This is a genomic window from Pseudomonas sp. 32_A (genome assembly GCF_017490905.1).
GTDB classification, from domain to species: Bacteria; Pseudomonadota; Gammaproteobacteria; order Pseudomonadales; family Pseudomonadaceae; genus Aquipseudomonas; species Aquipseudomonas inefficax.
On sequence record NZ_JAFGYI010000032.1, the window covers coordinates 47,471 to 67,470 of the forward strand.

Annotated in this window: 15 protein-coding genes and 1 pseudogene; 12 read left to right on the forward strand and 4 right to left on the reverse strand. The window is 59.9% G+C overall.

Going from position 1 to position 20,000, the window contains the following annotated elements; genetic code table 11:
• The first annotated feature begins 59 nt into the window (after nt 1-59).
• Nucleotides 60-1,370, forward strand: a complete 1,311-nt coding sequence (locus tag J5M58_RS18855; protein WP_207879079.1) for an MFS transporter — start codon at nt 60-62, stop codon at nt 1,368-1,370.
• A 207-nt stretch (nt 1,371-1,577) separates the two neighbouring features.
• Here the strand turns inward: J5M58_RS18855 and J5M58_RS18860 are convergent, their stop codons facing one another.
• The 3 genes from J5M58_RS18860 to J5M58_RS18870 form a co-directional block, all read right to left on the reverse strand.
• Nucleotides 1,578-2,933, reverse strand: coding sequence for a GntR family transcriptional regulator (locus tag J5M58_RS18860; RefSeq protein ID WP_207879081.1), 1,356 nt, complete (start codon nt 2,931-2,933; stop codon nt 1,578-1,580).
• Nucleotides 2,933-4,318 carry a hypothetical protein gene (locus J5M58_RS18865; RefSeq protein ID WP_112249299.1) on the reverse strand — a complete coding sequence of 462 codons (1,386 nt, stop codon included), beginning with the start codon at nt 4,316-4,318 and terminating at the stop codon, nt 2,933-2,935. Before J5M58_RS18865 ends, J5M58_RS18860 begins: the two co-directional genes overlap by 1 nt.
• Before the next feature lie 513 nt (nt 4,319-4,831).
• Nucleotides 4,832-5,854, reverse strand: a complete 1,023-nt coding sequence (locus J5M58_RS18870; RefSeq protein WP_112249301.1) for a zinc-dependent alcohol dehydrogenase family protein — start codon at nt 5,852-5,854, stop codon at nt 4,832-4,834.
• 206 nt (nt 5,855-6,060) lie between these two features.
• Between J5M58_RS18870 and J5M58_RS18875 the strand changes: the two genes are divergently transcribed.
• The 11 genes from J5M58_RS18875 (at nt 6,061) to leuS (ending at nt 19,557) form a co-directional block, all read left to right on the forward strand.
• A complete protein-coding gene (locus J5M58_RS18875; protein ID WP_243432407.1) occupies nt 6,061-6,975 on the forward strand; it encodes a LysR family transcriptional regulator in 915 nt (304 codons plus the stop codon).
• Between the two features lie 932 nt (nt 6,976-7,907).
• Nucleotides 7,908-8,576, forward strand: a complete 669-nt coding sequence (locus J5M58_RS18880; protein WP_368857203.1) for an SDR family NAD(P)-dependent oxidoreductase — start codon at nt 7,908-7,910, stop codon at nt 8,574-8,576.
• Nucleotides 8,577-8,642: 66 nt separating this feature from the next.
• Nucleotides 8,643-9,683, forward strand: coding sequence for an ornithine cyclodeaminase family protein (locus J5M58_RS18885; protein ID WP_207879084.1), 1,041 nt, complete (start codon nt 8,643-8,645; stop codon nt 9,681-9,683).
• Between the two features lie 8 nt (nt 9,684-9,691).
• Nucleotides 9,692-10,669, forward strand: coding sequence for a C-terminal binding protein (locus J5M58_RS18890; RefSeq protein WP_207879086.1), 978 nt, complete (start codon nt 9,692-9,694; stop codon nt 10,667-10,669).
• A complete protein-coding gene (locus tag J5M58_RS18895; RefSeq protein WP_196996477.1) occupies nt 10,662-11,405 on the forward strand; it encodes a class II aldolase/adducin family protein in 744 nt (247 codons plus the stop codon). The genes J5M58_RS18890 and J5M58_RS18895 overlap by 8 nt, the downstream gene beginning before the upstream one ends.
• The gene (locus tag J5M58_RS18900; protein ID WP_207879088.1) at nt 11,402-12,571 is read left to right on the forward strand and encodes a histidinol-phosphate transaminase; all 1,170 of its coding nucleotides are present in this window, start codon (nt 11,402-11,404) and stop codon (nt 12,569-12,571) included. The genes J5M58_RS18895 and J5M58_RS18900 overlap by 4 nt, the downstream gene beginning before the upstream one ends.
• Nucleotides 12,568-13,305, forward strand: coding sequence for a type IV toxin-antitoxin system AbiEi family antitoxin domain-containing protein (locus tag J5M58_RS18905; RefSeq protein ID WP_207879090.1), 738 nt, complete (start codon nt 12,568-12,570; stop codon nt 13,303-13,305). Before J5M58_RS18900 ends, J5M58_RS18905 begins: the two co-directional genes overlap by 4 nt.
• Before the next feature lie 14 nt (nt 13,306-13,319).
• On the forward strand, nt 13,320-14,537 hold the full coding sequence (locus J5M58_RS18910; RefSeq protein ID WP_207879092.1) for an ATP-grasp domain-containing protein: 1,218 nt from the start codon (nt 13,320-13,322) through the stop codon (nt 14,535-14,537).
• Entirely contained in the window at nt 14,534-15,739 is a 1,206-nt protein-coding gene (locus tag J5M58_RS18915; RefSeq protein ID WP_252378580.1) for an MFS transporter, read from the forward strand. The genes J5M58_RS18910 and J5M58_RS18915 overlap by 4 nt, the downstream gene beginning before the upstream one ends.
• A 46-nt stretch (nt 15,740-15,785) precedes the next feature.
• The gene (locus J5M58_RS18920) at nt 15,786-16,832 is read left to right on the forward strand and encodes a fatty acid desaturase (RefSeq protein ID WP_207879094.1); all 1,047 of its coding nucleotides are present in this window, start codon (nt 15,786-15,788) and stop codon (nt 16,830-16,832) included.
• 130 nt (nt 16,833-16,962) lie between these two features.
• On the forward strand, nt 16,963-19,557 hold the full coding sequence (gene leuS / locus J5M58_RS18925) for a leucine--tRNA ligase (RefSeq protein WP_207879096.1): 2,595 nt from the start codon (nt 16,963-16,965) through the stop codon (nt 19,555-19,557).
• Between the two features lie 4 nt (nt 19,558-19,561).
• On the opposite strand, the pseudogene J5M58_RS18930 reads toward leuS, so the two are convergent.
• Nucleotides 19,562-20,000, reverse strand: a pseudogene (locus J5M58_RS18930) (hypothetical protein); the annotation flags it as partial.

Consider the following 20,000-nt stretch of genomic DNA (forward strand, 5'->3'; position numbering starts at 1 on the left):
TACCTGGGTGTGCCGCCTTTGCGCGGCACGCCACCAGCACTTTCAACGGGGAAACAACAATGACAATCCTCACCGGTACTACAGCGGCGCGCGCCCCTGCCGCCACCACCGAACAGCGCCTGAACGGCCTGCTGCTGCGCAAATTGATGCCACTGCTCATCGTTGTCTACGTGATGAGCTTCCTTGACCGGACCAACATTGCCCTGGCCAAGGCCAGCATGGGCATCGACCTCGGCCTGTCGGCAGCGGCCTACGGCCTGGGCGCCGGCCTGTTCTTCCTCACCTACGCCCTGGCCGAAGTACCCAGTAACCTGATCATGCATCGGGTGGGCGCACGCTTCTGGATCACCCGCATCATGATCACCTGGGGCCTGCTCTCGGCGGGTATGGCCTTCGTTCAGGGCGAAACCTCGTTCTATGTCATGCGCCTGTTGCTCGGGGTCGCCGAAGCAGGCCTGTTCCCCGGCGTGATGCTGTACCTGACCTACTGGTTCGACCGTGAACAACGTGCCCGCGCCACGGGTTACTTCCTGCTGGGCGTGTGCCTGGCCAATATTCTCAGCGGCCCGCTGGGCGGTGCCCTGCTGGAAATGGACGGTGTGCTGGGCTGGCACGGCTGGCAATGGCTGTTCGTGCTCGAAGGCCTACCGGCAGTGGCCCTGGCCTATGTGGTATGGAAAAAACTGCCCGATGGCCCGGCCTCGGCGCCCTGGCTGTCGGCCGCCGAAGCCGCGGACATCGAGCGCCGCCTGGCTGCCGAGCGGGCCGCCGCACCGCAGCAGAGCAAGTTGCGGCAGATGTTCCGCGACCGGCAGATCTGGCTGGCGATCGTGGTGTACTTCGTGCACCAGATCACCATTTACACGGTGATTTTCTTCCTGCCAGGCATCATCGGCACCTACGGCGCGCTGTCGCCCTTCCAGGTCGGCCTGCTGACCGCCGTACCGTGGATTGCCGCCGCCATCGGCGCTGCTAGCTTCCCGCGCCTGGCCACCTCACCGCGCCGTTGCCGCACCTTGCTGTTCGGCGGCCTGCTGACCATGGCGGCCGGGCTGCTGCTGGCGTCGCTCGCCAATTCGTTCATCGGCCTGATCGGGTTTTCGCTGACTGCCTTGATGCTGTTCGTGGTGCAGTCGATCATCTTCGTCTTCCCCTCCAGCCGCCTGAGTGGCAGCGCCTTGGCAGCAGGGCTGGCCTTTGTCACCACCTGCGGCCTGTTTGGCGGTTTCGTCGGCCCGTCGGTGATGGGCCTGATCGAGCAGACCACCGGCAGTACCCGCAATGGCTTGTGGATCATCGCCGCGTTGCTGGTGGTTGCAGCGCTGGTCAGTACCCGCTTGCGGCAAGGACAGGAGCAAGCGAATCGCTGACTAGCCAGCGATGGAACAACACACGAATCATTGGTTCGGCGAGGTTCTGTAGGAGCAGCCTTGTGCTGCGAAGAGGCCGGTACTGACAAAGCCTGTCTATTGTCTGTACCGGCCTCTTCGCAGCACAAGGCTGCTCCTACAAACGACGCTCCAAACGAGCGATATTGGTTCTCTGCGCGACCACGCAGCCCGAGCAACCCGGGCAGCTCAAGGTGTAACCCCGGCAGGCCTGCCGCAGCGCAGCTCAAGCACCTGGGCCAGGCGCTCTACCGCCTGTTGCAACTCCCCCGGGTGATCACCCAGCCACGCCATCGCCAGGCACTGCTGGTAGCGGCCCTGCAGGCTGAACTGCTCGCCCGGCAGGGCATGCAGTGCTGAGCCAGCCAGTGCTGCAGCAATACCCTCCCACGGCAGCGGCTGGCGAAAGCGCACCCATAGTGTCCGGCCACCCTCCGGCGTTTCCAATGCTACCCGCTGGCCGAACTGCAGTTGCAACTCACGCGCCAGGCATTGCATGCGCTTTTGCAGGTCCGTGCGCAGTCGTACCAGTTGCGCCTCGATCTCGCCTTTGCCCAGCATGTGCGCCAGCGCTTGCAGGCGAAGCGGTGCAAGCCGAAACGCGCGCTCCGCGAAAGCCCTGGCCAGCCCGGCGTCATGGCCCAGCAGGTAGGCATAGGGCGCCTCGCTCCCCACTGCAGCATCGAACGCCCCCATCACCAATAGCCAGCGGGGGTCGACCCAATCACGCAGGCGCGCATTCGGCGGGCCGCTGTAACAGTGTTCACTGTCCAGGTCGTTTTCCAGCAACCATACAGGGTGCTGGCCAAGCAGTTGACCAAGCTGCTGCTGGTAGTGCGGTGAAACCAGCCGCCCCTGCGGCATGCCAAGGCACGACGGCATGACCAGCATGCACACCGGCTCGCTGGCCAGCAGCCGGGCCAGGGTGCGCAGGTCCGGATTGCCGCGGGCATCCAGTGGTACCTCCAACACACGCATGTCGGCACGTGCCAACGCGCGCAGCACCTGCCAGCAGCAGGGCGACTGCACCACCACGGTCCCGCCTTGCAGGGCCAGCGCCGCCAGCAAGGTCCCCAGCAACGCCTGCACATCCGGGGCCAGCTGCACATCCTCGGCACGCCAGTACTGGTTGGAGGAACGGGTATAGCGTTCGGCAACGACATTGCGCAGGCGGGCGCTGCCGTGCGAATCCCACGGGGCAACACTGTGCGTGCGCTGACGTGCCAGGCGCCGCTCGTGGGTGAACAGGGTACGCTCCAGCATCGGCTGTGCTGGCAAGGGCATCTGCCGAGGCATGGCTGCAGCATCCCTCTTGGCAACGCCTTGTACGTAATAGCCCGACCTGGGCAGACACTGCACACGGCCCTCTTCTTCCAACAGACTGTAGGCACACTGCACGGTGGCCAATGACACCCGCAACCGCCGGGCCAACACGCGCAGCGACGGTAAACGGCACGGGCCACTGCGTGGAGCCTGGTCGATCAGGGCTTCCAGGTAGCGATATACCTTGCGATAGGCGAACTCGCCGGCGCCCGATTGCCCCATCAAGGCGGCCCCGCATGACCACGCCGCCGCCCCACCGCCCGCCGTGGCAGCAACCTCAGCTGTATATCGCGACGGGCCAGGTGGCTCATCAGGCGCCACGAGGCCAGCGGCAGGCCCCCGCCGTAGATCAGCCTGAGTTGCCCCAGCGGCAGGCCGCTGGTGTTCACCAGCCAGTTTTTCACCGCATCAGGGCAGGGTTTACCCTGCAAGGCCCGATGCAGGTATGGCAGCGCCACCAGCATATCGACATGCCAGCACTGCAGAAAACGCTCCAGGTTCTTCCCCTGCCTGGCAAACGGGCTGAACAGCAGGCACACCTGCTGGATCTGGTTGATGCCGTATGTCTTGCCGAACTGCAACTGATGCACATCGCGCCGCTTGTTGGCACCCGGCTGGCCGGCCAGCCGCAATGCCGGGCGACTTGCCTGCGGCTCGAGACTGCGTGCGTGCAGTTCCTGCAACTGCGCCGGGGCCAACGGCTCGACGAACGCGGCCAATGGCCAGGCCTCCTGGGCGGCCTCGAAGCGACAACCGAGCATGAGGTCGAGCTGCTGCTCTTCGAGCAACGGTGGCAGCAGGTCGTCAATGGCAATTACTCGCACTGGCGTAATCTGCGGCGTGGCCCCGGAAGTCTGTTCGGCCTGGACGCCCGATGAGCCCCCGATGTTGCCGAGCAGGCGACTCAGCCCCTGCGCCAGCGTCGCCAGGCACTGATGCACCACATGCGGACCATGCTCCCCTGCCAGGCGCAGGCTGCGCCGTGCCCAGGCCAGGTACCGGCGGCGCTGGCGCGCGGGGATGGCGGTGATCAATACATCCGCAGGTGAATGGGCCTGCAGCGCAAAGCCCACAGCGGCCGCCAGCTCCAGGTGCAGGCGACTCCCCAACAGTGCTTCGGGCCTGGGGTCGACCAGGTGACCGAACATCAGCATGGCGTCCTTGGCCAACAGCCAGCTCTCGGGCGCGGCAAGGGCATGCCGGCTGAACGGCACCACTTCGCGCCCCTTGATCATCTGCAGTTGCACCCGCGGGTCATCCTGCAAGAACAGCGCATTGAAACTGCGCTCATGGCATTCGAGCGTGGCACTGTCAGCCACGGGCAGGCTCACTACGAGCACCCGAAGCTGGAAAGTAACCGGCGCGCGCAGGGCGATACTCAGTTGTGCGGCACGCAGCATGGCCAACAGCCGGGCGCTGCGGCGATCGTTGCCCTGCAGCACCAGCAAGCGGTAGGTACCGATGTATTCGGGCCCGCCAGCAGCAACCAGTAGCCGTTGTATCAACAACTGCAAGGAAGCACGCTGCGCTTGTGACATATGACTGAGCAAGCGCTCGAGTACCTGCTGGTAGATATAGTGCATTGCCTGGTCGTGAATAGCAGTCACAAAATCACCTCATCAACTTCATGCAGCCAGCGCACGTTGTTCAGAGGACCTGAACATCAACATGCCCTGAACTTTTCCCGAAGAAATTTCCTACAACTAATTGGAAGTAATGACGTAACCAGTCACTGTCGCCATGACATCGAGAAAAACGCATCGTCGCGACGCCCCGCCGCTGCCATACACTGCCCTGGCCTGGGCACAGCCATGCTCATTCCACGCTCCTTGCGCTAAACATCATTGAGCCATTATCAAGGGATGCAAGGCGAATAGAAGATACAGATCAGGGTAAAAAAACCATTCAGCGGAAGTGAGAAAACACATTGACTGCCGGGCAATAACAGTTCAAGACAAAAAGCTTGGCGGAATATTTCGACGAGAAACTGAGAGACTGTTTTAAATATAGTCTGCGTCGTTTTTTATTGTAGGAACATTCTTTTTTTAAACGTCAACCAGTCTGTACCGGGCACAAAAAACCCGGGACTCTGCCCGGGCTTCTGATAATGCAGACCGCTTTCAGTGCTGCGCCATGTCCAGTACCACACGCCCGCCGCACGGGCACTGGTCCATGTAGCGATGCGCCTCGACCACCTGCTCGAACGGGTACACCTTGATGATCTGTGGTGTCAGCAACTGGTCGGCAGTGAACTGGTTGATATCGCGCAGGGCGCGCTGCAACGCCACCTGATCCTGGCTGATGCCCAGCTCCGGCTTGCCGGTGAAGTTACCGATGCAATGCACATAGAACTGGATGTTCTTCTGAAACGCCGCACAGGCCGGGAACGGCGTCTGGTTGCCACCTTGCAGGCCATACAGCACCAGGCTGCCACGCGGTGCCAGCACATCGCCCAACAACGACATCTGCGGCCCGCCCATGCCATCGAGGACCATGTCCACGCCACGGCCATCGGTGTACTTGCCGACCTGCAGCAACAAGTCCTGCTCTTCGGTGACGATCACCTTGTCGGCGCCCAGGCCCAGCAGGTACTCACGCTGTTCCGCCTCCTTGGTGGCAGCGAACACCTTCAGCCCCAGGGCCTTGCCCAACTGCACGAAGGCAGGGCCCGCGCAGTGGCTGGCATCGGTGACCAACGCGGTTTGCCCGGCTTTCGCCCGGGCCAGGTCGACGTAGGCGAAATAGGCGATCAGCAGCGGCGTGTAGTGCACGCTGGCCTCGATCGGGGTGAGCACATCCGGATAGCGGGTAATGGCCGAACGCGGCAGCACGATGACATCGCCATACACCGGGTGGTCGTTGGCACTGGTGGCCGGGAAGCTGGCAACCCGGTCGCCCACCGCAATATCCTCGACCCCTTCACCGACCGCGGTCACCACCCCCGCCATCTCGTGGCCGATCCCCGCCGGCAGGCGTGCCTGGGACGGTGCCAGGTTCTGGCGCCAGAGCACGTCATACCAGCTGACGCCAACCGCCTCGACGCGGATCTGTACCTCGTCGGCAGCAGGTGACGGTTCGGCCTGCTCCTCGCAACGGAGCACATCGGCAGCGCCGAACTTGTGGAAACGGATCATGCGGGACATCGCATACCTCGCCTTTGTGAACCTCTAATTACCACGGACTTTATCCGGGCTTTGCCGGTTAGGCCATCAGTGGTCATTAATAGTCGACATGCCTGTCATCGATTGGGCACCTGACTTTCCCTGCGATTGGTCCCCCTAAACCCGTGCAGGGTACCAGCCTTTGGCCTTAAGATTCACCTCTGCCCCACTTTAGGCGAAGCGCAACGATGAATCGAAACGACCTGCGTCGTGTAGACCTCAACCTGCTGATCGTGTTCGAAACGCTGATGCATGAGCGCAGCGTGACCCGTGCCGCGGAGAAACTGTTCCTCGGCCAGCCCGCCATCAGTGCCGCCCTTTCGCGCCTGCGCAACCTGTTCGACGACCCGTTGTTCGTGCGCACCGGCCGCAGCATGGAGCCCTCGGCCCGGGCCCACGAAATCTTCGCCCTGCTGTCCCCGGCGCTGGACTCGATTTCCACCGCGGTCAGCCGCGCCGCCGAATTCGACCCGGCCACCAGCAATGCGGTGTTCCGCATCGGCCTGTCGGACGACGCCGAGTTCGCCCTGCTACCGCAGTTGCTCAAACGCATTCGCGCCGAAGCGCCAGGTATCGTGCTGGTGGTGCGCCGGGTCAATTACCTGCTGATGCCGACGCTGCTGGCCTCGGGCGAAATCTCGGTGGGGGTCAGCTATACCAGCGAACTGCCAGCCAACGCCAAGCGCAAGGTGCTGCGCCGCAGCATGCCGAAACTGCTGCGCGCCGACAGTGTGCCCGGCGCCATCACCCTGGACGACTTCTGCGCCCGCCCGCATGCGCTGGTGTCGTTTGCCGGGGACCTGTCGGGGTTCATCGACGAGGCCCTGGAGGAAATTGGCCGCCAGCGCCACGTGGTGCTGGCGGTGCCGCAGTTCAACGGGCTGGGGAGCTTGCTGGCGGGCACCGATATTGTCGCTACGGTGCCGGACTACACGGCGGACGCGCTGACCGCGGCGGGTGGGCTGCGGGCCGAGGACCTGCCGCTGGAGGTGCGCAGTTTCGAGCTGCACATGGCCTGGCGCGGGGCGCAGGACAATGACCCGGCGGAGCGTTGGTTGCGGTCGCGGATACAGATGTTTTTTGGCGATCCGGACAGTCTTTGATCAGAACGCCATGAAGGCAACAGTCCGGCCGGACAACTGCCATGGCACTCGCCGACGCGATAAGCCGAGACAGCGAACACAGCGAACGGCCGTGACACAGCACCACGCCCTACCACAGCGCATTGAGTGGGACCTTCTTGGTTGGACTGATGTCCATCTCTGCCCATGCTTTCGCCACAACCCTCCCCCCATATCGTCAGCCAGTGCCCTGACGGTGTCACGGGACACAGTACAAATCATGCCCAGCGACATGCCCGGACAACATTGCGGCGTAGGTGGCCGCTCCAGATTGAAGTTGGAAAGTCAATAACGGCAACCGCAAGACTTGTCATCTCCGACTATGGTGCACGCCAATGACACCTATTACTGCGCTATACGCAGAGGCTGACGGAAGTTGTTTTCATGGCTACTCGGAACAATGAGTCCTCTACTTTTGACATCTTGAAGATGTGCGATACAAGGGTGCGGTACAAAAGGATACTCGAGGAACATTTTGTAACGAAACCCAATGCACTCCGACGATTTTTCCTACAACTCAGTCGCCACCTTTAAACAGATCGATCACCGCCTCCAATGAGCGAAACTATGAATCGGATTTCGGTTCGAGGCGAGACGCTTAGGCGCTGAAGCCGCCAGCACCGCCCCAGGATTAGATAATTCAAGGATAGTTGCCTTTGACGCGACTATTGACAGCTCGATTTACTTGTCAGAAATAAATGCTTGACATCAAAATTGGGTTTTGGCCATATTTAATCGCACTGAGCACCGGCTACTGTCCTACTACAATTGTGGTCAACGACTGAAACTCAGGTCAGTTTCTTCACTGCGCCCCCATACGGATACCCGAAGCAGCGCTCGACGTATTCGCAAAGACAACTTTTATCGAGCTTGAACCAAGCAAATGGAAGGTTTATGTCTAATTTGAAGAACCAATACATCAATACTGCCAGGACGGCGGGCGCCGAGGCGAGCAGAACCGTGGAGTGTGCGACCGCATTCGCGAGGTCGGCGGGGTGGCCCATGGCTATGCTGTCGACCTGCGTGATGCTCGCGAGCTGACCGAATGCTTTCGGGCCATTTCACTCAATCATCCGCCGGTGACGTGCCTGGTCAACAGCATCGGTATCGAAGGCACGCCTTTCACGCGTACCGAGGAGTACGACGACACCGTGTTTGACGATGTCCTGGCCACCAATGTCAAGGCGCCCTGGCAGTGTATGAAAGCAGTCTTGCCGACGATGAGGCTGGCGCGCGCCGGCAGCATCGTCAACGTCGCTTCCCTGGCCGGGATACGCGCAAGTGCCACGGGCGGTTCGGTCTACTCCGCGAGCAAGCATGCCCTCGTGGGTATGACCCGGGCCGCGGCGCGTGAGTATGCTCCGTTCGGGATTCGCATCAATGCAGTATGCCCGTCCTTTGTCCGCACGCCCCTGTCGGAGGACATCCTTGGAGGCGATCTGGAATCGGTAGGCGGCACCCACCCACTGAACCGGGTCTGTGAAGCCCAGGAAGTGGCCAGCGCGGTTTATTGGCTGTGCTCTCAGGACGCGTCATTTGTGACCGGCATCGCGATGCCTGTGGACGGAGGAACTCAGGCCTGAATACCGCTGGCGCGAGAATCAATTGCCCGCATCTTCACAAATGGATCAATAGAACAAGGAAAAAGCATGCTGCTGCTCAATCGCCAGGACATCGAACGCAGTGTCGAGCTGCCAAGGCTTGTCCGTGTGCTGGAAGACGCGCATCGAGGGTTTGCGTCAATCCCCCCGGTGGTTCCAAAACGGCTAATGATCACTCAGGAACGCAATAGCGCATTTTCCTTGTTCATGCCGGCGTTGCTGCCCGAGCAGCAAACCCTGGGCATCAAGGTATCGTCGTTCCATCCCGATAACAGTGCACGGGGGTTATCGGCGATCAACGGTGCAGTATTACTGATCGAAGCGCAAACCGGTAGGCTGCTGGCGATGCTGGACAGCGCGGCCCTGACAGCTATTCGCACCAGTGCCATGAGCGCACTGGCAACCGACAAGCTATGTCCGCGTGGGCGGCTCAATCTGGCGGTTATCGGGGCGGGCGCCCAGGCTGCGGCGCATGTGAGGGCCATGGCTGCCATCCGGGATCTGGGGCAGGTGCGGATTGTTTCGCGGCGCCTGGCACAGAGCGTCGCGTTGGCCGAGCGGTTAGCCATCGAGCTTAGCCTGCCGATCGAAGCGGTCGACACTGTGCCGATGGCGCTGGCCGATGCGGACATCATCTGTACGACCACCTCTCACGCCAGCCCTACCCCACTGGTCGTCCCGCAGATGCTCAAACCGTTCGCGCATATCAACGCAGTGGGGGGTAGCTCGCTTGCCGCGTGCGAGATCGACCCCGGGTTGCTGGCCGACGCCCAGGTCCATGTCGATCATCTGGACTCGGCCCGCCATGAGTCGGGAGAGATAGCTCAGGCGCTGGCATTGTCGGTGATCAGCGAGCGTGACATTCGCCAGATCAGCGCGCTGGTCATCGACCAGCCTGAGCCTCCCCTCAAGAAGTCCCGGTGGAGCTACTTCCGCAGCGTAGGGCATGCCAGTCAGGACATGGTGGTAGCCGCCTGCATCTATGAGACGGCCAGAGCAGGAGGAATAGGTCGGTACTGCGACTATTTCAACAATCCAGACATGCCCCGCGTGCGGAGCCGATCTGGCATGGACACTATCGGGGAGTAGGGCAACCCATGAACATATTGCTGATCGATTCTCCGAGAGTGAACTACATCGATACCGGAGAGTACGGCGCAGGAACAACACAACAGGGCCATACCCTGGAGGTCACCGCCAACCCTTCGGATGAGCAACTGGCACGGGCCGATGGAATAATCGCTTTTCACGCGGTGGTCGTCGACGCGTCTCTGGTGGCCAGGATGCGTCGCTGCCGAGTGCTGGTGAAGGCAACCATCGGCCTCGATGACGTCGACGTCGACGCCCTCAGCGCAAAAGGCATCCTTTGTTCGAACATCGGTGCGGTGGGTGCGCAAGAGGTCGCGGAGCATGCACTGGCGCTTATTCTGATGGCCCAGCGCAAACTGCTGGAGTTCGCCAGGCATACCCGCGAGGGTGGCTGGAGCTGGCGCACTCATACCGGCACGGTGAAAGCCTGCCGCGACACCGTGCTGGGGCTGGTTGGCTATGGTGCAACCGGGCAAGCCTTGGCACACAGGGCGTCGGTGCTCGGCTATCAACTGCGTTTCTACGACCCGTGGATCGAGCAGTGTTCACAAGGGCTGGCACAGCGGGTGACGCTGGAGTCCCTGCTCGAGCAGGCCGATGTTATTTCCCTGCACCTGCCTCTCACCGCGCAAAGCCTGCACCTGTTGAACGATGCGCGCTTTGCGCAAGTCAAGCCTGGGGCAATGCTGATCAATACGGCGCGCGGCGGTATCGTTGATTCCGAGGCATTGCTGCGCGCCTTGCAGTCCGGGGCGGTATCGATGGCATTGCTGGATGTGGTGCAGGAGGAGCCCTCTGCGCCCAAGGCACTGATCGAGCATGAGCGTGTGCTGATGACCCCTCATGCGGCCTTCTACAGTGAGCGCTCACTGGCTGAGTTGAAGCGCAATGCGCTGCAGACGATGCTGACGCTACTGCAGGGGGACAAGGTCAAGACCCTGGTCAACCCTGATTGCATCGCAAAGGAGGCGAAAGGATATGCCTGAGATGAAGCTCGCGAGCCTTGAGCTCTCACCATCCGGCCTGCCCGCCTGGTTCGACCTGGCGACTGGCGCCAGCATACTGCAGTACGGCCAGCGCCTGGCCGCACGCGAACTGCTCGTCAATACCCTGGGCAATATCGTCGTGCGCACACATTGTCCTTATTGGAAGCGCGAGGTGATGTACACCAAACATCTCGGCCTGTCGCTCGAAGAGTCCGGCCTAGAGCACCTGGCCGTGCTGGACATGCAGTCCGATGAACTGCTGCACGGGCGCTGCCGCCCCAGCCTGGGGCATCAGATGCACCGCGAGATCATGCGCTGCCGCCATGATATCCATGCCACTGTGCACCTGCACCCCGATGACGTCATCGCATTTTTTTCCGTCATGCAATGGCGACAGATGAGGTATGTGTCGAACGACACCGCGCTCGTCATGGGCAAGCCGCCCTGCATTCTTGGCGAAGGGGTGAATGTCGAGCTCGACGTGAGCGCCATCGGCCGTTGTGCCGACGATACCAATTGCATCGTCATGCCTGGCCACGGCATCACCAGCTTCGGCCGCGACCTTTCAGAGGCCTACCACCGCGCGGTGGCATTCGTCGCGGAAATTCGCCGACTGATTATCTGTCAGCACCTGTCGGCGGCAACCGGAAAATCGATTGCATTTGCCAGCGAAGAGGAAGTGCAGCACATGTATGAGCTCGGCGAGCAGGTCATCTATGGGAGCACGCACACATGAACATTGACGAACATATTCTCGGCTCGGGACTGTGGAAGGCGCCGGAGCGCGACCTGAACTCCGTGTTGCTGGACTTGAACGAAAACCAGTTCCTGAGACAGTTTCTCGCGCGCTTCATTGCGACAGAGCTCCAACCCCAGGACCTGTTCACCTACCCCAACTACCAGCCCCTGCTCAGCGAGTTGGCCAACTACTGCAAAGTGCCCACGCAGCACGTGCTGTTGACCAACGGCGCGGATCAAGCCATCGACCTGCTGTTGCGATTGCTATTTTCACCTGGCGATCGCGTCGTCATTCCTTCGCCAGTGTTTTCCTTCTACTACCAGATGCTCGACATCAATGGCGTCACGCCGGTCGTCGTGGGTTTCGAGAAGCAAGCGCAAGGCTTCGTACTGCCCATTCCGGCTGTTCTCGACGCCTTGTCGACAAGCCAGGGCCTGATCCTGTGCAACCCTAACAATCCACTGGGGGGGCGCTTGGAGACGGAGCAACTGGAGGTATTGGTGGAGGCGTGCGTCAGGCAGGACAAGCCGATCATTGTTGACGAGTGTTATTTCGAATACTTGCAGCAATCTTGCCTGGATACGTTCAGCAGGGTCAGACAGTTGTTCGTCATCCGTTCGTTCTCCAAGTATTTCGGACTTGCCGGACTGCGCCTTGGGTATGTGGTCACGCATCCTGATTCGGTGCGCGAGCTGTTGAAAGTACGTGGTCCCTGGGACATCAACCACATCGCAATAAAAGCCGCGTTGTACTGTTTGCGCAATCAGGATCACTTGCGGCGTGCCCATGAGAGCCTCGATCAGATCAAGGGCGCGATCATCGAGATATGCCGTGCGCACGGGATCGTGGCGTACGGCAGCGATACCAACTTCCTGCTATTGCAGGATCAAGACAATGGTCGTCTGGCACGTGCCTTCGCCCAGAACGATATCCGCGTGAGCCACTGCTCCGGGCACCCCCACAGTTTCGGCCTGCTCCACAACATGCTGCGCGTGGCGATACCGGCGAAATCAGATCTCAAGGTATTCCTGATGGCGTTGATACGTGGGGCTGGCAGCGTGACTGGCTGGGGGGGATGTGAAACTGGCCGTTCGATAGTGTTCACAGGCCAGGACGGTGCTGTGGTTTTTCAAGATCGCACAGACTTAGGATGCAAGGGATGAAAGGACGTCACCAGTACTCGTTGATCAAGGAACTCTACAAGACCATGCCTCGTGACATGCCGCTGGATCTCTCGACACTGCAGAAAATCGGTATCTCCAATCAGCGCGCTGCCGGCTACGCAAAGAGTGGCTGGCTTACACGTGTTGCCCATGGCGTCTATGTATTTCCTGGCGAGTCGTTGAGACTGCCGTCGGCGCTTTCCTACCTGGCCATGCAAATCGAAGGATTGCATGTAGGCGGCTATAGCGCACTCTTGGAGCACGACAGCACGCCTCTGGTGCTATGGGGGGACGCACGCGCGGCCTTGCCGCGCTGGTTTTCCGAGCGTTTTTCCGTGCGCTATAGCCATGCCCGCCTGTTCGATTGGGAGGGTTCGAGCATGCCTGAGCAGACATTGACGGATGCGGGGCCAGCATTGGGCGGAATCAAATGCTCCACGCCGGAGCGTGCATTGCTGGAAATGCTCTACGACGTGGGCGGCAAGCAATCGCTGGAGGATGCCTATAGTGCGTTTTCGCAAGTCAAGGTGATGTACCCGGACATCGTGGGTGATCTGCTTCAACGCTGTACCAGCGTAAAAGCCAAGCGTCTGTTCCTCAAATGGGGACGCGAATGCGGTCAGCTCAACGTCGATACGGTGCTGAGTCAGTACCGTATTCCGGTGGGCAGTAACAGCCGTTGGATCACCCGGCTCAAGGACGGATCGATGTTGTCTTTGAAACCGTACGGATAGGGGTGCCAAGCGCTATGAAGCATATTTTGCTGCTTGATGTGGGTAACCAGTTTTACCGCGAGTTTGCCTTGGCCTCCCTGGCGCGTCAGGCGCCGGTGATCCTGGTGGGCAAGAGCCTGCCCGAATGGGCCGAGCGCTACGTCGCTCACTGGGTAGACATCGATCCGGAACAGATTGACGAGATTGCCACCCAAGTCGAAACACTGGGTATCGACTTGCTCCTGATTGTCACCTACTACGAATTCTACGTCGAGGCGGTGGCCTTGCTGTCCGCTCGCTTCGGGTTGCGCGGCAATACGCTGGATACCGCCCGGGTGAGCCGGGACAAATGCCTGATGCGCGAAGCGTTCGCCCGGCACGGCGTGTCTTCTCCCGCCTCATTGCTCGCCCTGACGGATGCGGAGATTGTCGCGGCCGCACGGGCAATCGGTTTCCCGGTGGTCATCAAGCCAAGAAAACTGGCAGGCAGCATCGGCGTGGTGCTGGCGGACACCGAGCAGGCACTGCTCGCGGCTATCGCGGCCAGGCACGCTAGCGAAAAACAGGTACATACCAGTAGCGCGATCATGGACGAGACATTGGTGGAAGCCTATGTCGATGGCCCGGAAATCAGTGTCGAAAGTGTGGTGGCCCAAGGTCGCGTCAATATTGTTGCCGTGACGCAGAAACGTCTCGGTCCGGCACCTTACTTCGAGGAGGTTGGTCACCTGGTCTCTTTCGAGCCGGGTGGGCAGGATCTGCCGCCGGCGGTTGCGGCCTTGGTGGTTGCCGCCCATCAGGCGCTGGCTGTGCAGTGGGGAATCACCCATACGGAAATCCGCCTGGGCAAGGATGGTGCGAAGGTCATTGAACTTGCGACCCGGGCCGGTGGTGATCAGATCCTGAAGCTGGTAGAGCTGGCCAGCGGCCTGGATCTGTTCAAGCTGCTGGTGGACAGTTTCCGGGATGTACCGCTGGACCTGCGACCGACGCGCCACCGGGTGGCCGCCATCGACTTCATCTACCCGCCCCACGCGGGGGTATTGGTCAAGGTGCATGCCGCACTGCCCGCATTGCCCGCAGGCGTCAGGTCGCAATTGGTCGTCGAGGCCGCCTCCGGCCGCACCTTGAAGCTGCCGCCGGATGCCTTTCTTGATCGAGCTGCGTTCATCATCACCCAGGCAGATACGGCGCACGAATGCCGTGCAGCGAGCACTGCGCGCGTTCGTGACACCGAGGTGATCCTCAAGTGAACAAGCTCTTCAAGGACGCGGGGCTGACGACGGCGATGCGCAACATCATCGTGCTTCGTCTGCTATTCGTCATGGCGAACGCGTTGGGGCCATTCGCAGCGCTGTTTTTCAACCGTCACTACCATCTCGATGGCTCGGCAGTGGCGCTGGTGATAACGCTGGTATCGGCGTTCTACTTGACGGGCAACTTGTTGGGTGGGGCCTTGGCCAGTCGCTGCTCCTTTCGCTCACTGTTACTGGGCACATCATTGTGCTCGTCGGTCTTTCTGCTGCTCGCGATGGTGTTCAACACGCCGACCACGTCCATTGCCATGGTGCTGATGTTCATGCTATGCGCAGGCGTGATCACGCCAGTGTTCAGCATGCTGACCTCGCTGGCGGCGGACGATGGCAACCGCATTGCATCCTTCGGCTACCTTCACCTGGCCAGCAACCTGGGCGCCGCGCTGCTGTTTGTCATCGGTGGGTATCTGCTCGGCCTGCATAGTCATTACCTGATGGTATTCGCCGCCGGCGTCAGCATTGCGTGTCTCCTTGCGAGTGTTTTCCTGGTGCTGCCTGAGCGACAGGTTCATACGCCACAGGCACGACGCAGAATCTTGCGCAACATGGTCGATATACCGAGGATCGTGATCGTCGCCGGCGCAATGTTTTTCGCTTTGTCGGTGTTGGATGCGCAGCGTGAGTATCAGCTACCGTTGTGGCTCGATGTAATAGCCGTTGACCGTGCCGCGAGCATCTTCGCTGCCGTGGGGATCGTCAACGCGTTGCTGGTCATCCTGATCACGCAGCCTCTGATCGCGCTAACCTCTCGTTTCAGCACGCTCGCCAACCTGGCCGCGGCAGGAATCTTCTACGGTATCGGATTTGGCGCCTACGCGTTTTTCGAGCATACCGCGTTGATTCTGACGTTCGTTTTCTTCTGGACGATGGGTGAGATTCTCGGCATCACCCATATCACCGCGTTGATTTCCCAAAAGACATCATCGCAAACCCAGGCCGGCCTCTTTTCGCTGATTCCCATCCTGCTCGCGCTCGCCAGAATGGTCTCGGTGGGATTGGGCGCCTCGTTGAACTCCAGCGCTGGGTTCACGCTGAGCTGGAGCCTCTACGGCCTGCTGGGTCTGCTGCTCGGAGGCGTCTGCTGGTTGTGGGGCCGGGAAGCCAAGGCTCCACAGGTTTCATCACCACGAAGAAGTTGAGCCAGGAGGCTCGTTTCAGACATCAAAAGGAAGAGGTGCATTCAGCATGAGCGAGACACTGACGCAGGACCTGTACGAGCGTTTGTATCGTGGCAATCCGACCCTGGTCAAAACCCGCGACTTCGACGATATCGATGTCACGACCAACAACTTGATCTTTGTATTTCTTGTACTGGTCAACGGCTACCAGTTTCTCATCGCTCCCCTGTTGATCTCTACAAACCCCTGGTTCATGCTGACCCTGCTACCCACCCTGTTGTTCTCTTCGACCACCGGCGTCATGGTGCATGAGGCGATACACGGATTGCTGCACCCTGCCCCCCGGAGGAACCGGCGTATGGGCCAGGTGATGGCGGTGTTTATGGGCATCGCCTATGACTTGCAACGCTTCGATCATCTGCGGCATCACCGCGTCAATCGTACCGAGCATGATTGCGACGAGATCTATATCGCCCCGCGCCGATCGACGCGCAAGGTCGTCAATTATTACTATCGCAAATTGTTTGGTGCTTACTGGCACGACTTCGTGCTGACCGCAATCGTCTGCTTCCTGCCGCCCCGTTTTATCTACCCGCTGACGAGCTTCATCTACGGCTCGACAGTAGTGCCGTCGGACCATTGCGCGCTGTCCATCACCCTGCGCAATAAAAAATTGAGCGCACTGCGCACAGAAGGTGCGTGCACCTTGCTGCTGTTAGCTTGCAGTGCTTTTCTGTATGGCGCCAACTGGTGGATATTGGTGATCCTCTACTTACTCAGAGCATTCATTCTCACTGTGCTGGACAGTTTTGCCCACTACCAGACGCCCATCAATGATTCGCTGTTTGCGAGAAACGTGAAAGTGCCACTATTTTTCGAGCGAGTGTGCCTGATGAACTTCAACTACCATGGCGCCCATCATATTTTTCCTACAGTTCCGTGGGATAAGATCCCACAGTATATGCAGCACTTCCAACCCGATTTCTGCTTGATTACTCACGGCAGTCTGTTACGGTCACTTAAAGCCAAATACAAGCCGCCTCGGGCTTTCAGCGTGTGGCCCCGTGACTGGTTGGCGGGAGGGCGCAAAGAGGAAAAAACTTTTCAAACCTAATCCCTGCCAGATTACCGTAAGCGCTTACACTTGCGGCAAGCGATGTTCAACAGGCCGAGCGATATCTTACAAGAACATATGAGCCGGGCGATTTATCGTCGTCCAGCTCCAACAATATCGAGGACCCCCTATGCGACAGCAGTATGATCCTGCCTGGGTTGAAAGCACGGCTCAGGCCAAATGGCTTCGCGATGAAGTATTCAAGGCTGTCCAGGACGAAAGCCGGCCAAAGTTCTATGCCTGTTCCATGCTGCCCTACCCTTCCGGAAAGTTGCACATGGGGCATGTGCGCAACTACACGATCAATGACATGTTGGCCCGTCACATGCGGATGAAGGGCTACAACGTCCTGATGCCGATGGGATGGGATGCGTTCGGCCTACCGGCAGAAAACGCCGCGATGCAGTCGGGCGTATCACCCGCTCAATGGACACGGATGAACATCGCCGACATGAAGTCGCAGATGCAGCCGCTAGGACTGGCTTTCGACTGGTCACGAGAAATCGCCACCTGCGATCCCGAATACTACAAATGGAACCAGTGGTTTTTCTTGAAGTTGCTGGAAAAGGGCGTGGCCTACAAGAAGACCCAGATCGTCAACTGGGACCCCGTCGACCAAACCGTGCTGGCCAACGAGCAAGTGGTGGATGGCCGGGGTTGGCGATCCGGAGCGCTCGTCGAGAAACGCGAGATTCCCGGCTACTACCTGCGCATCACGCAGTATGGAGAGGAACTGCTGTCGGCCATCGATACCCTGGAGGGTTGGCCGGACATGGTCCGCAGCATGCAGCGCAACTGGATTGGCAAGGCCAGTGGAGTCCGCCTGGCCTTTGTCCACACTGTCGAAGACGCAAATGGGCGGTTGATCGACGCAGGCAAGCTGTGGGTGTTCACGACGCGCGTCGATACGCTGATGGGTGTGACGTTTTGTGCCGTTTCCCCTGATCATCCGCTGGCCAAGCGTGCCACGGCGCTCGATCCAGGGCTCGAGCCGCAGGTGGAGGCGTGTCGACAGGCGGCACAGACCAGCCCCGCCGCCGGCGCGCAGGCGAAGCTCGGTATCCCGAGCGGCTTGCACGTCGAGCATCCATTGACCGGCGAACCGGTCGCCGTGTGGATCACCAATTATGTGGTTGGTGAGTATGGGGAAGGCGCCTTGATGGGGGTGCCGGCCCATGATGAGCGGGATTTCGATTTTGCCCGTCAGTATGGCTTGCCCGTACACCCCGTCATCGCGCTCGACGGGGCTCCTTATGACCCTGCAGCCTGGTCGGATCGCTACGGCAGCCAGGAAGGTCGCCTGATCAACTCTGGCGCCTATGATGGTCTCACGGTGGAGCAAGCTGCCCTGGCAATCGTCGACGCCCTGGCCGAGCGTGGGCGTGGCGAGCAAGCCACCACGTGGCGCCTGCGTGACTGGGGAATCTCCCGGCAACGATACTGGGGAACTCCGATTCCGATCATTCATTGCGAATACTGTGGCGATGTACCAGTACCTTACGCAGACCTGCCGGTAATATTGCCGACCGATTGCATTCCCGACGGAAGCGGCAATCCGTTGCTGCAGCGTGAATCGTTCCGCCTCGTCGCGTGCCCTCGTTGTGCAGCACCCGCGCAACGGGAAACGGACACAATGGACACCTTCGTCGACTCGAGCTGGTATTTCATGCGCTACTGCGATTCCGACTGCCACACTTCGATGGTAGGGCCTGGCAACCGATACTGGATGCCCATCGACCAGTACATCGGCGGCATCGAGCATGCGGTGCTGCACTTACTCTACGCCAGGTTCTGGACAAGGGCGATGCGCGACGAGGGATTGGTGGACTTCAGTGAACCATTCAAGAATCTGTTCACTCAGGGCATGCTGCTGCGGGAAAGTTATTACCGCAAGGCGCAGGACGGTAGCCGACGATGGTTCTACCCCTGCGAAGTATCGGTTCAATACGATGAAAAAGGCCGTCCGGTCAGCGCGACAGCGATCGAAGATGGCTTGCCTGTCACCCTGGGTGGCGTGGAGAAGATGTCCAAGTCGAAGAACAACGTGGTCGAGCCCAAGGACATCATCGACCGGTTTGGTGCGGACACCGCCCGGTTGTTCACCATCTTCGCCGGCCCCCCTGATCAAAGCACGATCTGGAGCGACACCGGTGTCGAAGGGGCTTATCGCTTCCTGCGCCGTCTCTGGAGCTTTGCTGTTGATGAGCAGGCACGCTGGAGCGAAAGTGACGGCCAGGCGGCAGACGCCACAGAAGCCAGCCGTGTGCGCTTCATGACCCATGACTTGTTGAAGCAAATCAATAACGATTATGAGCGTCTGCAATACAATACCGTCGTATCGGGTGCAATGAAGATGCTCAAGGTACTGGAGAGTGCCCGCAGCGCTGGTCACCAGGTCTGCCGGGAAACCATGTCCATTCTCTTGCAGGTGCTGCAACCTGTGACGCCACATATCTCCCAGGTTCTCTGGGAGGCATTAGGATTCCCCGGCGCGATCTACGACAGTGCCTGGCCGACCCCGGACAGCGACGCCTTAAGGCAGGACGAAGTGAAGTTGATGGTACAGGTCAATGGCAAGCTACGGGGGGAGATTCTGGTCCAGGCCGATGCCGACCATGACACAATCCGTGACCAGGCGCTGTCCGATCCTGTGTTGAGCAAATATCTGGAAAGCGCAGGAAGGATGATCGTAGTGCCTAACCGATTGGTGAACTTCATCGTCTGACCATTCAGGTTGTCCCCTGAAACCAGAAAGCCGGCTTTCTCAGGAAATGTCGGCTTTCTGGTTCAGGCCTCAGTGGAAAACGTGTGCATCCCACCCACTGACTGCTGCGACGCGTAGCGACTGTGACGAGCCCAAAGCATAAGTTGCGCAAATGGGCGAGGGATTGCACATTTGAAACCGATCCCTCCTCGTTGCCTCCACTGGAATCCACTCGTAGCTGCAGTTGAAAGGGGTACATCTGCGGGTACAAATCCAATTTCCCATTCATAACCATTTGATTTATATGAATGTCCAAATGTTCTTTGGCGACCCGGACTGAATCGCCCCTGGTTTCGTAGACACCTCCAAGCCTCATAATGAGGCCCAAATAGGAGGTGCCATGAGTCGTCAGCGTTACCCCGAAGAATTCAAGATCGAAGCGGTCAAGCAAGTGACCGAGAAAG